10 protein-coding genes and 1 rRNA gene are annotated in these 13,689 nt (G+C 72.9%); 4 read left to right on the top strand and 7 right to left on the bottom strand.

Features of this window, described 5'->3' with window-relative positions; genetic code table 11:
- Positions 1–459 precede the first annotated feature (459 nt).
- From ACFV4F_RS18030 to mmuM, 5 genes are all read right to left on the bottom strand, one after another.
- Positions 460–2,055, bottom strand: a complete 1,596-nt coding sequence (locus ACFV4F_RS18030) for an FAD-dependent oxidoreductase (RefSeq protein WP_380503524.1) — start codon at positions 2,053–2,055, stop codon at positions 460–462.
- A gap of 175 nt (positions 2,056–2,230) precedes the next feature.
- Positions 2,231–3,751, bottom strand: coding sequence for a glycerol kinase GlpK (glpK, locus tag ACFV4F_RS18025; protein WP_380445692.1), 1,521 nt, complete (start codon positions 3,749–3,751; stop codon positions 2,231–2,233).
- A gap of 102 nt (positions 3,752–3,853) precedes the next feature.
- Positions 3,854–4,582, bottom strand: coding sequence for an MIP/aquaporin family protein (locus ACFV4F_RS18020; protein WP_380445691.1), 729 nt, complete (start codon positions 4,580–4,582; stop codon positions 3,854–3,856).
- A gap of 285 nt (positions 4,583–4,867) precedes the next feature.
- The gene (locus ACFV4F_RS18015) at positions 4,868–5,632 is read right to left on the bottom strand and encodes an IclR family transcriptional regulator (protein WP_380445690.1); all 765 of its coding nucleotides are present in this window, start codon (positions 5,630–5,632) and stop codon (positions 4,868–4,870) included.
- Between the two features lie 191 nt (positions 5,633–5,823).
- The gene (gene mmuM / locus ACFV4F_RS18010; RefSeq protein ID WP_380503521.1) at positions 5,824–6,750 is read right to left on the bottom strand and encodes a homocysteine S-methyltransferase; all 927 of its coding nucleotides are present in this window, start codon (positions 6,748–6,750) and stop codon (positions 5,824–5,826) included.
- Between the two features lie 253 nt (positions 6,751–7,003).
- Between mmuM and ACFV4F_RS18005 the strand changes: the two genes are divergently transcribed.
- The 3 genes from ACFV4F_RS18005 to ACFV4F_RS17995 are packed head-to-tail and all read left to right on the top strand — an operon-like array spanning position 7,004 to position 10,638.
- Positions 7,004–7,906: an NUDIX domain-containing protein gene (locus ACFV4F_RS18005; protein ID WP_380498681.1), complete on the top strand. Its 903-nt coding sequence runs from the start codon at positions 7,004–7,006 to the stop codon at positions 7,904–7,906.
- Positions 7,907–7,940: 34 nt separating this feature from the next.
- On the top strand, positions 7,941–8,489 hold the full coding sequence (locus tag ACFV4F_RS18000; protein WP_380445687.1) for an NUDIX domain-containing protein: 549 nt from the start codon (positions 7,941–7,943) through the stop codon (positions 8,487–8,489).
- 46 nt (positions 8,490–8,535) lie between these two features.
- Complete coding sequence (locus ACFV4F_RS17995; RefSeq protein WP_380498682.1) at positions 8,536–10,638, top strand: acetoacetate--CoA ligase; 2,103 nt, start codon at positions 8,536–8,538, stop codon at positions 10,636–10,638.
- A 60-nt stretch (positions 10,639–10,698) separates the two neighbouring features.
- On the opposite strand, the gene ptsP is transcribed toward ACFV4F_RS17995, so the two are convergent.
- Entirely contained in the window at positions 10,699–12,369 is a 1,671-nt protein-coding gene (gene ptsP / locus ACFV4F_RS17990; RefSeq protein WP_380503517.1) for a phosphoenolpyruvate--protein phosphotransferase, read from the bottom strand.
- Positions 12,370–12,474: 105 nt separating this feature from the next.
- On the bottom strand, positions 12,475–12,924 hold the full coding sequence (locus ACFV4F_RS17985) for a PTS glucose transporter subunit IIA (protein ID WP_380445684.1): 450 nt from the start codon (positions 12,922–12,924) through the stop codon (positions 12,475–12,477).
- 672 nt (positions 12,925–13,596) lie between these two features.
- Here ACFV4F_RS17985 and ACFV4F_RS17980 point away from each other — a divergent pair.
- Positions 13,597–13,689: ribosomal RNA gene (locus tag ACFV4F_RS17980) — 16S ribosomal RNA — on the top strand; the annotation flags it as partial.

Here is a 13,689-nt window from a genome sequence, read left to right as displayed (position 1 = left end):
TTTTCGGGCGTGGGGCGCCGCGATCCTGGCTCCCCAGCCCCCCGCCGCTCCGCGCGCCCCCGCGCGCCCCCGGGCGGCCCCCCACCCCGCCCCCGCGGCCCCCGCCCCTGTGCGCGTTCCAGGGCTTTGTCCAGCCCAGCACCCCCCGACAGCACCGCCGCCGTCGCGTCGAGCAGGTCCTCCGCGACGGCGCCGCCCGCCGCCGTCCGTGCCAGCAGTCCCTCCCGCGCGGCGAGCATCACCGTCGCGTCCTGTCCGGCCGTGGCGCCCGGGGGCACGAGTTCGGGCAGCGCCCGCGCCAGCACGTCGGCCGCGCATCAGTACGCGCCAGTCGTCCGCGCCGCCGTTGCCGTCCAGTCGTGACCCGAACGCCCGAGGGGCGGACACACCGGGTGATCCGGGTGCCCGCCCCTCGGACGGAATCATTACTGCGGTGAACTGCCAGCCGACAGCGGGCAGTTACTTGCCCGCGCGCTTCGCCAGGAAGGCCTCGACCTCGTCGCGGATCTCCGGCGTGTCCAGCCCGCGCACCGTCATGGTCGTGCGGCGGCGCAGCACGTCGTCCGCCGTGTACGCCCACTCGTTCTCGGAGGCGTAGGCGACCTGGGCCCACACGTCCGGGCCGTCCTCGTGGATCGGCCGGCCGAGCTCCGGGTTCTCGTCGATCATGCGGGCGATCTCGAAGGACAGGGTGCCGTAGTGGCTGGCGAGGTGCTTGGCCACCAGCGGCTCCATGCGGGAGCCGGGCTCGCGGTCGATCAGCAGGCGGTGCGCGACGGCGTTCGGCGCGCCGACGCCCGGCAGCGGGACGGTCGGGGCGATCGGGGACATGTCCTCGGCGAGGCCGGTGCCGGGCACGTGGGCCAGCTTCTCCAGCACGGCGCGGCCGATGTGCCGGTAGGTGGTCCACTTGCCGCCGGAGACCGACAGCATGCCGCCGCGGCCCTCGGTGACGACGGTCTCGCGCTTGGCGGCGGCGGTGTCGCCGGGGCCGCCGGGCAGGACGCGCAGGCCCGCGAAGGAGTAGGTGATCAGGTCGCGGTCGAGGTGCTCGTCGCGGATGGCGTGCGCGGCCTCGCCCATGATCTGGTCGATGTCGGCCTGGGTGGCGCGGACGTCCTTCGGGTCGCCCGTGTACTCCTCGTCGGTGGTCCCGAGCAGGACGTGGTCCTCCCACGGGATGGCGAAGGAGACGCGGTACTTGTCGATCGGGATGGTCAGCGCGGCGCGCCACGGCGAGCGGCGCTTGACGACGACGTGCGCGCCCTTGGAGAGGCGGATCGACGGCGCGGCGCCGGCGTCCTCCATGGTGCGCAGGTGGTCGACCCACGGGCCGGTGGCGTTGAGCACCAGGCGGGCGTTGACGCCGAACTCGCTGCCGTCGAGGCGGTCGCGCAGCTCGGCGCCGGTGACCCGGCCGGCGGTGAAGCGCAGGCCGGTGACCTCGGCGTGGTTGAGCACGACGGCGCCGGCGTCCACCGCGGCGCGGACGGTCATCACGGCGACGCGCGAGTCGTTCATCTGGTGGTCGCCGTAGACGGCCACCGAGCGCAGGCCCTCGGTGCGCAGCGCCGGCACCTGCTGGGCGGCGTGGGCGGCGGTGGAGACGCGGCCCATGCCGTCGCGGAAGGCGGACAGCGCCGAGTACAGGAACACGCCGGCGCCGAGCTTGGCCGCGCCGTGCGGGCCGCCCTTGTAGACCGGCACGAAGAAGGTCAGCGGGTTGACGAGGTGCGGGGCCACGTCGGTGGAGAGCGCGCGGCGCTCCTTGTGGTTCTCCGCGACCAGCTTGACCGCGCCGGTCTGCAGGTAGCGCAGACCGCCGTGGACGAGCTTGGAGGAGGCACTGGAGGTGGCGCCGGCGAAGTCGCCGGCGTCGACCATGGCGACCTTCAGGCCGGCCTGGGACGCGGTCCAGGCGACGGCGGTGCCGAGGATGCCGCCCCCGATCACCAGCAGGTCGTAGGTGGCCTTGCCGAGCAGCTCGCGGGTCTCGGCGCGGGAGGCGGTGCGGCCGGCGGTGCGCTCGGCGCCCAGGGTCGGGATGGTTGCCATGGTGGTTGTGTACGGCGCGCTGGTCGGGCTGCGCCGTTACTCCTCTCGGGTGCGGTGCGGCCCCTGCTGGAGAGGCCGGTCGGCCCGGTGCGGCGGGCCGGTGAAACACGGGTGCGCCCGTTGCCGTGAACAGCGGGCGGCCGGCCGGGGCACGGGGCCCCGACCGGCGGGTCTGTCAGTTGTCCTCTTCCTCCTCCACCCAGCCCATGGTGCGCTCCACGGCCTTGAGCCACTTCTTGTACTCGCGCTCCCGGGTGGCCTCGTCCATGCGCGGGGTCCACTCGGCGGCGCGGTGCCAGTTGGCCCGCAGGGTGTCGAGGTCGTTCCAGAAGCCGACGGCGAGTCCGGCCGCGTAGGCCGCGCCGAGGGCGGTGGTCTCGGCCACGTACGGGCGCTCGACCGGGGCGTCCAGGACGTCGGCGATGTTCTGCATGAGCAGGTTGTTGCTGGTCATGCCGCCGTCGACCTTGAGCGCGGTGAGCTCGACCCCGGAGTCCTTCTGCATGGCGTCGACGACCTCGCGGGTCTGCCAGGCGGTGGCCTCCAGGACGGCCCGGGCCAGGTGGCCCTTGGTGACGTACCGGGTCAGGCCGGCGATCACACCGCGGGCGTCGGAGCGCCAGTACGGGGCGAACAGGCCGGAGAAGGCCGGGACGAAGTAGGCGCCGCCGTTGTCCTCGACCGTGTTGGCTAGGGTCTCGATCTCGGCGGCGGTGGAGATGATGCCGAGCTGGTCGCGCAGCCACTGGACGAGCGAGCCGGTGACGGCGATCGAGCCTTCCAGGGCGTACACCGGCGCCTGGTCGCCGATCCGGTAGCCGACGGTGGTCAGCAGGCCGTGGTACGAGTTGACGATCTTCTCGCCGGTGTTGAGCAGCAGGAAGGTGCCGGTGCCGTAGGTGGACTTGGCCTCGCCCTCGTTGAAGCAGGTCTGGCCGAACAGCGCGGCCTGCTGGTCGCCGAGCGCGGCCGCGACCGGGACGCCGGCCAGGTCGCCGACGGCCTCGCCGTAGACCTCGGCGGAGGAGCGGATCTCCGGCAGGACGGCCATCGGCACGCCCATGGACTCGGCGATGGCCTCGTCCCAGGCGAGGGTCTTGAGGTTCATCAGCATGGTGCGGCTGGCGTTGGTGACGTCGGTGACGTGCTTGCCGCCGTCGACACCACCGGTGAGGTTCCAGATCACCCAGGTGTCCATGGTCCCGAACAGGATGTCGCCGGCCTCGGCGCGCTCGCGCAGGCCCTCGACGTTGTCCAGCAGCCAGCGGATCTTCGGGCCGGCGAAGTAGCTGGCCAGCGGGAGGCCGGTCTCGCGGCGGAAGCGGTCCTGGCCGACGTTGCGGCCGAGCTCGCGGCAGAGTGCCTCGGTGCGGGTGTCCTGCCACACCAGCGCGTTGTGCACGGGCTCGCCGGTGTTCTTGTCCCACAGGACGGTGGTCTCGCGCTGGTTGGTGATGCCGATCGCGCGGATGTCGTCCTTGGTGAGGCCGGCCTTCTCCAGCGCGCCGCGCACGACGGACTGCACCCGGGTCCAGATCTCGGCGGCGTCGTGCTCGACGTAGCCGGGCTGGGGGAAGATCTGGCGGTGCTCCTGCTGGTCGACGGAGACGATGCGGCCGTCGGCGCCGAAGATGATGCAGCGGCTGGAGGTGGTGCCCTGGTCGATCGCGGCGATGTAGTTGCCAGTGGAGGTCATGGGGAGGGTCCTCGGCTCGGGTCGGGGGGTGACGGGGTGGGTGGGCCTGACGCGGTCGGTCGTCCGGTCAGTCCCCGTGCTCGGCGGGTTCGAACCCGTCGCTTAGAACAGGGCGTTGTAGAGCACGCCGGCCAGCGCGCCGCCGGCGAGCGGGCCGACGACCGGGATCCAGGCGTACGACCAGTCCGAGCCGCCCTTGTTCGGGATCGGCAGGATGGAGTGCATGATGCGCGGGCCGAGGTCGCGGGCGGGGTTGATCGCGTAGCCGGTCGGGCCGCCGAGGGAGAGGCCGATGCCGACGACGGTCAGGGCGACGATGAGGGTGCCCATGCCCTTGAGGTCGTTGGCGCCGAGGGTGAGGATCGCCATGCAGAGCACGAAGGTGCCGATGATCTCGGTCATCAGGTTCTGGACGGGGTTCCGGATCTCGGGACCGGTCGAGAAGATGCCGAGGGTGGGCTCCTCGTTGGCCTGGAACTGGCCGAGGTAGGTGAGCCAGACGAGCGTGGCGCCGATCATCGCGCCGAGCAGCTGGGAGCCGAGGTAGAGCGGCACCTGGCTCCAGTCGCCGCTCTTGACCGCGAGCGCGATGGTGACGGCCGGGTTGAGGTGCGCGCCGGACTTGGGGCCGGTCATGTAGGCGGCGATGAGGACCGCGAAGCCCCAGCCGAAGGTGATCGCCAGCCAGCCGGCGTTGAGGGCCTTCGACTTCTTGAGGGTCACGGCGGCGCAGACGCCGCCACCGAGAAGTATCAGGGCGGCGGTGCCGAGGGTTTCGCCGACGAAGACGTCGCCGTTGGAGAACGCGGACACAAAGACTCCCTTGTCCATGAGGCCCGGAGGTGCGGGTGGGGGCGGGCGGCCGGGTGATCGCTGTGCGGGTGAGCGCGCTGTGGGAGTGATCTTCCCGGCCATCGTTCGACAATGTCGACCGTCATGCGGAAGCTTCCTCCCCAGGTCGGCCCCGCGTCAAGGCGGGGTTACGCAGCTGTGACCCTCGCCTCGGCCCGTCCCCCGAAGTTACCCAGCGGAGTGCCCCGAATCAGGGCAAAACGCCAAGGCGCGGACAGGCTCACCGCCCGTCCGCGCCTCAGCGTGACGATTCGACTCCCGTGCTCAGAACCGGCCGGCGCCCAGATCGCGCGAGATCGCCCGCGCCGCGCTGCGCACCGAGGCCACCAGCGAGGGCCGCACGAAGCCGTCCTCGCACACCCGCTCCACCGGCCCGCTGATGCACACCGCGCCCACCGGATTGCGCCGCCGGTCCTGGATCAGCGCGCCGATCGAGGCCACGCCCTCCCAGGTCTCCTCGATCGAGTCCGCCCAGCCGCGCTCGCGGATCAGCGCGCACTCCGCGTCCAGATCGCTCGCCTCGGTCAGCGTCCGCAGCGTGTACGACTCGTACGGTCCGTCGCCCAACTCCCCGCGCGCGACCGGGTCGTAGGCCACCAGCACCTTGCCGAGCGCGGTGCTGTGCAGCGGCTGCATCGACCCGACCTCCAGCACCTGCCTGGTGTCGTCCGGCCGGAACACGTGGTGCACGATCAGCACGCCCTGCTGGTGCAGCACCCCGAGGTAGACGGTCTCGCCGGCCGCCCGGGCCAGGTCGTCGGCCCACACCAGCGCCCGCGCGCGCAGCTCGTGCACGTCCAGGTAGCTCTGGCCGAGGCGCAGCAGTTCGGCGCCCAGCTGATACTTGCCGCTCTCCGGGTCCTGTTCGACGAACCCCTCCTGCTGCAGCGTGCGCAGGATGCCGTGCGCGGTGCCCTTGGCGAGGTCGAGCGCCGTCGCGACCTCGGACAGGCCCAGGCGGCGCTCGCCGCCGGCCAACAGGCGCATGATCGCGGCGGCCCGGGAAAGCGACTGGATCGGGCCGGGCATGGGTACCTCCGCGCTGACAGGCGGTCGACATTGTCGACCGCAGTGATAACGGGACGAGTTTGCCAGGCGTTCGGTGCTCCGTGCACCTTCCCCCTCGGTAACCCGCGCTCGGCCGCCTGTTAACCTCCGCGGCCCCGGGTCCGTTCCGGGTCCGGCCCCGGGTTCCGTCCCGGTCCGTTCCCGTCCCGGCCTCAGTCCCGCCGGACGGCCACCTCCGCGGCCAGCGCCGCGATCCCGTCCGGCCCCACCCGGCAGCACCCGCCGACCAGCCGGGCCCCGTCCGCGAGCCAGCCGCGCACGCGCGCCGAGCGGAACGTCGGCTCCCCGCGCCAGCCCCGTATCTCAGGGTCCCAGTGCTCCCCGCTGTTCGGGTACACCACCACCGGCTTCCCCGTCACCTCCGCCGCCAGGGCCACCGCCAGATCGGCGTCCTGCGGCGTGCAGCAGTTCACGCCCACCGCCACCACCTCGTCGACGTCCCGCGCGAGCGCGAACGCCTCGGCCAGCGGCTGCCCGGCCCGCGTCCGGTCGCCCGCGATGCTGTACGACAGCCAGGCCGGCACCCCGAGCCCCCGGACGACCTCCAGCATCGCCTCCGCCTCGTCCGCGTCCGGCACCGTCTCCAGCGCCAGCACGTCCGGGCCCGCCGTCGCGAGCACCTCCAGCCGCGGCCGGTGGAACGCCACCAGCTCCGCGACGCTCAGCCCGTACCGCCCGCGGTACTCCGAACCGTCCGCGAGCACCGCGCCGTACGGCCCCACCGAGGCCGCCACCCAGCGCCGCCGCCGCCCGCCCGGCTCGCTGCGCGCCGCCTCCCGGGCCAGGTCCACGCTGCGCGCCATCAGCCGCGCCGACTCCGAACGGCCGAGCCCGTGCCGCCCGAAACCGTCGAAACTCGCCTGGTAGCTCGCGGTGATGGCGACCTCCGCACCGGCCGCGAAGTACGCCCGGTGCGCCTCGACCACGGCCTCCGGCGCGTCCGCCAGCAGCCGAGCCGACCACAGCTCGTCCGACAGGTCGTGTCCCTGCGCCACCAGCTGGTTCGACATCCCGCCGTCCAGGACCAAGGGGCCGGCCGCCAGCGCGGCGGCGAAGTCCGACGGGGGAGTGGCGGGCATGGGGGCCTCCTCGGGAACGGTCATGGCTGGTCACAGCCTAGGAGCCGGGCGCCCTCGCCCGCGCGGAAAACCGTTTGCCGGGCCGGAACGGACTCGCTACGTTGTGCTCATCCCGAGAACGACAGAACGACAGAACGACCGTGCGGCCCAGCGCGGCCGCACCCAAGACGCCCTGGCGCGGTACGAAGCGCGGGCGCCAGGTCGGGGCACGACAGCACACCCGGCACGAGACGACAGCACGGAGACGCCGACGATGGCCGCCGACGAGCCCCGCCCGCACCACACCGGCCCGCACCACACCGGCTCGGAGGCCGAGCGCGAATGGCTCGCCGCCTACGACCCGCGCGCCTACACCCCGGTGGCCGTCACGGTCGACGTCGTCGCCCTCACCCTGCGCGAAGGCCGCCTCCACGTCCTGCTCGTCGAGCGCGCCGCCCCGCCCTACCAGGGCTCCTGGGCGCTGCCCGGCGGCTTCCTGCGCGCCGGCGAGGAGGGCCTCGACGAAGCGGCCGCCCGCGAACTCGCCGAGGAGACGGGCCTGGTGGGCAGCTCCGACCTGGAGTCCGCGCTCAGCCGCATCCACCTCGAACAGCTCGGCACCTACGGCGCCCCCCACCGCGACCCGCGCATGCACGTCGTCTCCGTCGCCTACCTCGCCTTCGCCCCCGACCTCCCCGACCCCCAGGCCGGCACCGACGCCGCTGCCGCCGCCTGGTACCCGGTCGCCGGCCTCGCCCACGGGCCCGCCGGCCCCCCGGAGACCGCCGCTGAGCCCGCCGACACCCACGGGGGTGGCGTCGGCGGGCCCAGCGGCCCCACCGCGCTCGCCTTCGACCACGCCCGCATCCTCGCCGACGGACTCGACCGCGCCCGCGCCAAGATCGAGTACAGCCCGCTCGCCACCGCCTTCCTGCCCCCCGACTTCACCATCCCCGAGCTGCGCGCCGTCTACGAGGCCGTCTGGGACGAGAAGCTCCACCCCGGCAACTTCCACCGCAAGGTCCTCTCCGTCCCCGGCTTCGTCGAGAGCACCGGCACCACCACCGAACGCGGCGGAGCCCGCGGCGGCCCCCGCGCCCGCACCTACCGCGCCGGCGACGCCCGCCTCCTCCACCCCGCCCTGCTGCGCCCCGCCCGCGAGGACGAGATCCGCTGACCGCCCGCGGCGGGCGTCGGACTACCATCCGCACATGACCACCGACGACGTGACGAGCACGGTCAACCGCCCCTTCTCCCACTGCCACTTCTGCGGAACGCCCTACCCGCCCGGCACCCGCGACTGGCCCCGCACCTGCCCCGGCTGCGCCGAGATCAGCTACCGCAACCCGCTGCCCGTCGCCGTCGCCGTCCTGCCCGTCACCCGGCCCGACGCCGACCCCGCTCTCGTCGTCATCCGCCGCACCATCGAGCCCGGGTACGGCGAACTCGCCTTCCCCGGCGGCTACATCGACTTCGGCGAGACCTGGCAGCAGGCCTGCGTGCGCGAACTGCGCGAGGAGACCGGCATCCACGCCGACGCCGCCGACGTCACCCTCGTCTCCACCTCCTCCGACCCCCACGGCCGCTTCGTCTTCCTCTGCGGCCTGCTCCCCGCCCGCCCCCTCGCCGACCTCCCGCCCTCGCGCCCCACCGACGAGACCGACGGCTGGCTGCTCGCCCACCCCGACACCCGGCTCGTCTGGGACTTCCACACCAACGTCTCCCGCGCCTGGTTCAACGGCGAACTCGACCGCCGCTGACCAGCCCGCCACTCCCGCGGCAGACCCTGGCGCAGCGGCCGCTCACATGGCATGGTCTGCACCGACAGCCCAACCGGACGGGCCCGCCACGAGCACTCCCGTCCCCACCACCGGCCGGGAGACCACCACCGTGAGCACCCCCCTCCAGGACCAGCCGCTCTGGCGCCCCAACCCCGCTCGCGCCGCCGCGACCAGCCTCGTGGCGTTCCAGGCCTGGGCCGCCGAACACCACGGCGCCCCGGCCGCCCCGCTCGCCCCGGCCGACGACGACCAGCAGGCCGCCGAGCGCTACGCCGCCCTGCACGCCTGGTCCACCGAGGACCTCGGCCGGTTCTGGACCGCGGTGACGCAGTGGTTCGACGTCCGCTTCACCGAGGCGCCCGAGACCGTCCTCGCCGACCCGGCCATGCCCGGCGCCCGCTGGTTCCCCGGCGCCCGCCTCAACTACGCCGAGCAGGCCCTGCGCGCCGCCGACGACCCGGCGAACGCCGACCGCCCCGCGATCCTCCACCTCGACGAGACCACCGAGCAGCCGGCCGTCCTCACCTGGTCCGAACTGCGCCGCCAGGTCGGCTCCCTCGCCGCCGCCCTGCGCGCCCGCGGCGTCCGCCCCGGCGACCGCGTCAGCGCCTACCTGCCCAACGTCCCGCAGGCCGCCGTCGCCCTCCTCGCCACCGCCGCCGTCGGCGCGATCTGGACCAGCTGCGCCCCCGACTTCGGCGCCCGCAGCGTCCTCGACCGCCTCCAGCAGATCGAGCCCACCGTCCTGTTCGCCGTCGACGGCTACCACTACGGCGGCAAGGACCACGACCGCACCGACGTCGTCGCGGAGCTGCGCCGGGAACTCCCCAGCCTGCACACCGTCGTGCACGTCCCCCTGCTCGGCGCCCCCGCCCCCGAGGGCGCCCTCCAGTGGGAGGACCTGATCGCCGACGACACCGCCCCGGTCTTCGAGCCGGTCCCCTTCGACCACCCGCTCTGGGTGCTCTACTCCTCCGGCACCACCGGCCTGCCCAAGGCCATCGTCCAGAGCCAGGGCGGCATCCTGCTCGAACACCTCAAGCAGGTCGGCCTCCACCTCGACCTCACCCCGCAGGACCGCTTCCTCTGGTACACCTCCACCGGCTGGATGATGTGGAACTTCCTGCTCGGCGGCCTGCTCGTCGGCGCCACGATCGTCACCTACGACGGCAGCCCCGGCCACCCCGACACCGGCGCCCTGTGGTCGGTCGCCGCCCGCACCGGCGCCACCGTCCTCGGCACCTCCGCCGCCTACGTCATCGCCAGCCGCAAGGCCGGCCTGCACCCCGGCCGCGACCTCGACCTCTCCGCCGTCCGCTGCATCGGCACCACCGGCTCCCCGCTCCCGCCCGACGGCTTCCGCTGGATCTACGACGAGGTCAAGGAGGACGTCTGGCTCGCCTCCGTCAGCGGCGGCACCGACGTCTGCTCCTGCTTCGTCGGCGGCGTCCCCACCCTGCCCGTGTACCTCGGCGAGATCCAGGCCCCCTGCCTCGGCGCCGCCGTCGAGTCCTGGGACGTCCAGGGACACCCGCTCACCGACGCCGTCGGCGAACTCGTCGTCACCAAGCCCCTCCCGTCCATGCCCACCGGCTTCTGGAACGACCCCGAGGGCACCCGGTACCACGACAGCTACTTCGACGTGTACCCCGGCACCTGGCGCCACGGCGACTGGATCACCGTCACCTCCCGCGGCACCGTCGTCATCCACGGCCGCTCCGACTCCACCCTCAACCGCCAGGGCGTCCGGATGGGCTCCTCCGACATCTACGAGGTCGTCGAGCGCCTCCCCGAGATCGCCGAATCCCTCGTCATCGGCCTGGAGGAGCCCGACGGCGGCTACTGGATGCCGCTGTTCGTCGTCCTCGCCCCCGGCGCCGAACTCGACGACGACCTCATCGGCCGCATCCGCACCTCGCTGCGCACCGAACTCTCCCCGCGCCACGTCCCCGACGAGGTCATCACCGTCCGGGGCCTGCCGCACACCCTCACCGGCAAGCGCATCGAGGTCCCGGTGAAGCGCATCCTCTCCGGCACCCCGCTGGAGCAGGCCGTCAACCCCGGCTCCGTCGACGACATCGACCACCTGCGCTTCTTCGAGCAGCTGCGCCGCGACCGCCGGTCCTGACGAACGCCGAAGGGGCGCCCCCGACCGGGAGCGCCCCTTCTCTCCTACTGCTCGTCCCACTTACTCGCCGGAGAGCACCTGCTGCGCCGCGGCGCGCGCCTCGTCGGCGCTGTCCGTGGCCCGCGCCGCCTCGGCGGCCCGGCGGCACTGCGCCAGCGTGTACTTGGCCAGCGTCGACCGCACGTACGGGATCGACGCCGCGCCCATGGACAGGCTGGTGACGCCCAGGCCGGTCAGCACGACGGCCAGCAGCGGGTCGGCGGCGGCCTCGCCGCACACGCCGCAGCTCTTGCCCTCCGCCTGCGCCGCGTCGGCGGCCGAGGCGATCAGGTCGAGCAGCGCCGGCTGCCACGGGTCCTGCAGCCGGGCCAGCGCGCCCACCTGACGGTCGGCGGCGAAGGTGTACTGCGCGAGGTCGTTGGTGCCGAGCGACAGGAACTCGACCTCCTGGAGGATCGCCCGCGCCCGCAGAGCGGCCGACGGGATCTCCACCATCGCGCCGAACTTGGCGTTCAGACCGGCCTCGCGGCAGGCGTCGGCGAAGTCCTTGGCGTCCTTGCGGTCGGCCACCATCGGGGCCATGACCTCAAGGTGGACCGGCAGCCCGTCGGCGGCCTTGGCCAGCGCGCGCAGCTGCGTCCGCATGACCTCGGGGTGCTCCAGCAGGGTGCGCAGACCGCGCACGCCGAGCGCCGGGTTCGGCTCGTCGGCCGGGGTGAGGAAGTCCAGCGGCTTGTCCGCGCCCGCGTCCAGCGCCCGGACGACGACCCGGCCCTCCGGGAACGCCTCCAGCACCTTGCGGTACGCCTCGACCTGCTTCTCCTCGCTCGGGGCCTGCGCCGAGTCGTCGAGGAACAGGAACTCGGTGCGGAACAGACCGACGCCCTCGGCGCCGTTCTCCAGCGCGGCCGGCACGTCCGCCGGACCGCCGACGTTGGCCAGCAGCGGCACCCGGTGCCCGTCCGAGGTCCGGCCCGGACCGGTGGACGCGGCCAGTGCGGCCTTGCGCTCGGCGGCGGCGGCCCGCAGCTCGTCCTGCTTCTCCTGCGCCGGCTCCAGCAGCACGTCGCCCGAACTGCCGTCCACGGCCACCACGGTGCCCTCGGCGACGTCGGTCGCCCCCGGCAGCGCGACCACGGCCGGCACGCCCATCGCCCGCGCGAGGATGGCGCTGTGGCTGGTCGGCCCGCCCTCCTCGGTCACGAAGCCGAGCACCAGGGTCGGGTCCAGCAGCGCGGTGTCGGCCGGAGCCAGGTCCCGCGCGAACAGCACGTACGGCTCGTCGCTGTCCGGCACGCCCGGCATCGGCACGCCCATCAGCCGGGCGACGATGCGGTTGCGCACGTCGTCCAGGTCGGCGACGCGCCCGGCCAGGTACTCCCCGGCCGACGCGAGCAGCGCACGGTAGGCGGCGAAGGCGTCGTAGACGCCGCGCTCGGCGCTGCTGCCAACGGCGATCCGCCGCGCCACGTCCGCCATCAGCTCCGGGTCCTGCGCCATCAGCGCCTGGGCCTCCAGCACCGCCTGGGCCTCGCCGCCGGCCAGGTTGCCGCGGGCGTTCAGGTCCGCGGCCACCGCCTCGACGGCCGCCTGGGCGCGGGCCTGCTCACGGGGGGCGTCCTCGGTCGGGATCTGCGTGGTCTGCGGCTCCAGCACCGCCGTCCCCATGTGCCGCACCTGGCCGATCGCGACCCCGTGGCTCACACCCACGCCGCGCAGCGTCTTCGTCATGTCACCTGTCTCCGCTGAGATGAGCGGCCCCGCCGGGAACCGCTGTGTGGGGGCCGCCCCGTCATCTCGTCCGGGGCGGGTGTGGGGAAAGATAGAGAGGAGAGGTCAGCTCCAGCTGAACAGCTCGTCGCCGGCCTGGGTCTCGCCGTCCTCGCGCACGTTGCCCAGCGAGTCGGGGGCGGCCTCCAGCGCCACGATCGGCGAGATCGGCGACTTGCCCGCGGCCTCGACGTCGGCCGGGTTCCACTTGATGACGGCCTGACCGCGGGTCACCGTGTCGCCCTTGTTGACGAGCAGTTCGAAGCCCTCGCCGTTCAGCTGCACGGTGTCGATCCCGAGGTGCGTCAGCACACCGTGCCCGTCCGCGTCCACGACGACGAACGCGTGCGGGTGCATGGAGACGACGACACCATCCACCGGAGCGACCGCCTCGGTCGGCTCGCGCACCGGGTCCACCGCGGTACCGGGACCGACCATCGCACCGGAGAACACCGGGTCGGGGACGTTGGCGAGCCCGACGACCCGGCCGGTCAGCGGCGACGTCACAGTGGTCATGGTTTGTGCCTCCCAAGTGCGCAGTACAGCGAAGGGCCGCGGGCAGCGGCGCGACGATCAACTGAAGCCTAAATCATGTCAACTTCGGACATCCGCTGACATTCCCGGGCGGAGACTCACGCCCCGCCCGCTCTGCCGGCCGGCAGCACACCGACCTGCTAGTGGTCTAGTCCTCTTGGTCGATGCGCCGCACTCTACAGGCATCTTGGCGAATCGGGACCATTGCTGTATATGCTCGCGAGAGCAACAAATCATGCCTCCGACCGGGTGACACCCGGCGCGCCCCGATTCGCGCTCCGGCGGACGACCCGCTATGGTTGGTCGAGTCGCCGCAAGTCGGCGGTTAACAGCAGATTTCAGATGCGAAAAGCGCCGGAAACGGCACGGCAAACATCTGGTAAGCTGGAAACACGAAAGAACGAAGCGCCCGGAGGGCCCGCTGGAAGGCGGCTCGAAGGAAGTGTCCGTTCCTTGAGAACTCAACAGCGTGCCAAAAGTCAACGCCAGATATGTTGACATCCCCGGCCTCGGTCACTTGATCGGGGTTGGAGATTCCTTTTGAAATAACACTAGCGAGGACGCAGTGCGCGGGACCGCCCTATTCCGGTGGTTGCCGTGCCGCTCAACGCGGGTGTGGACCGGCCCTGCTTAATTGTCGGGGCCGAGTATACATTCACGGAGAGTTTGATCCTGGCTCAGGACGAACGCTGGCGGCGTGCTTAACACATGCAAGTCGAACGGTGAAGCCCTTCGGGGTGGATCAGT

The organism is Kitasatospora sp. NPDC059722 (assembly GCF_042733235.1).
GTDB lineage: Bacteria > Actinomycetota > Actinomycetes > Streptomycetales > Streptomycetaceae > Kitasatospora.
The sequence above is the reverse complement of the archived record's forward strand: the minus strand, read 5'-3'. Positions and strand labels throughout refer to the sequence as shown.

Bases quoted from the DNA above. Each gene is read 5' to 3' on its own strand.
- ACFV4F_RS18030 (WP_380503524.1), bottom strand. From the start codon at position 2,055: ATGGCAACCATCCCGACCCTGGGCGCCGAGCGCACCGCCGGCCGCACC.
- glpK (WP_380445692.1), bottom strand. From the start codon at position 3,751: ATGACCTCCACTGGCAACTACATCGCCGCGATCGACCAGGGCACCACC.
- ACFV4F_RS18020 (WP_380445691.1), bottom strand. From the start codon at position 4,582: ATGGACAAGGGAGTCTTTGTGTCCGCGTTCTCCAACGGCGACGTCTTC.
- ACFV4F_RS18015 (WP_380445690.1), bottom strand. From the start codon at position 5,632: ATGCCCGGCCCGATCCAGTCGCTTTCCCGGGCCGCCGCGATCATGCGC.
- mmuM (WP_380503521.1), bottom strand. From the start codon at position 6,750: ATGCCCGCCACTCCCCCGTCGGACTTCGCCGCCGCGCTGGCGGCCGGC.
- ACFV4F_RS18005 (WP_380498681.1), top strand. From the start codon at position 7,004: ATGGCCGCCGACGAGCCCCGCCCGCACCACACCGGCCCGCACCACACC.
- ACFV4F_RS18000 (WP_380445687.1), top strand. From the start codon at position 7,941: ATGACCACCGACGACGTGACGAGCACGGTCAACCGCCCCTTCTCCCAC.
- ACFV4F_RS17995 (WP_380498682.1), top strand. From the start codon at position 8,536: ATGGCATGGTCTGCACCGACAGCCCAACCGGACGGGCCCGCCACGAGC.
- ptsP (WP_380503517.1), bottom strand. From the start codon at position 12,369: ATGACGAAGACGCTGCGCGGCGTGGGTGTGAGCCACGGGGTCGCGATC.
- ACFV4F_RS17985 (WP_380445684.1), bottom strand. From the start codon at position 12,924: ATGACCACTGTGACGTCGCCGCTGACCGGCCGGGTCGTCGGGCTCGCC.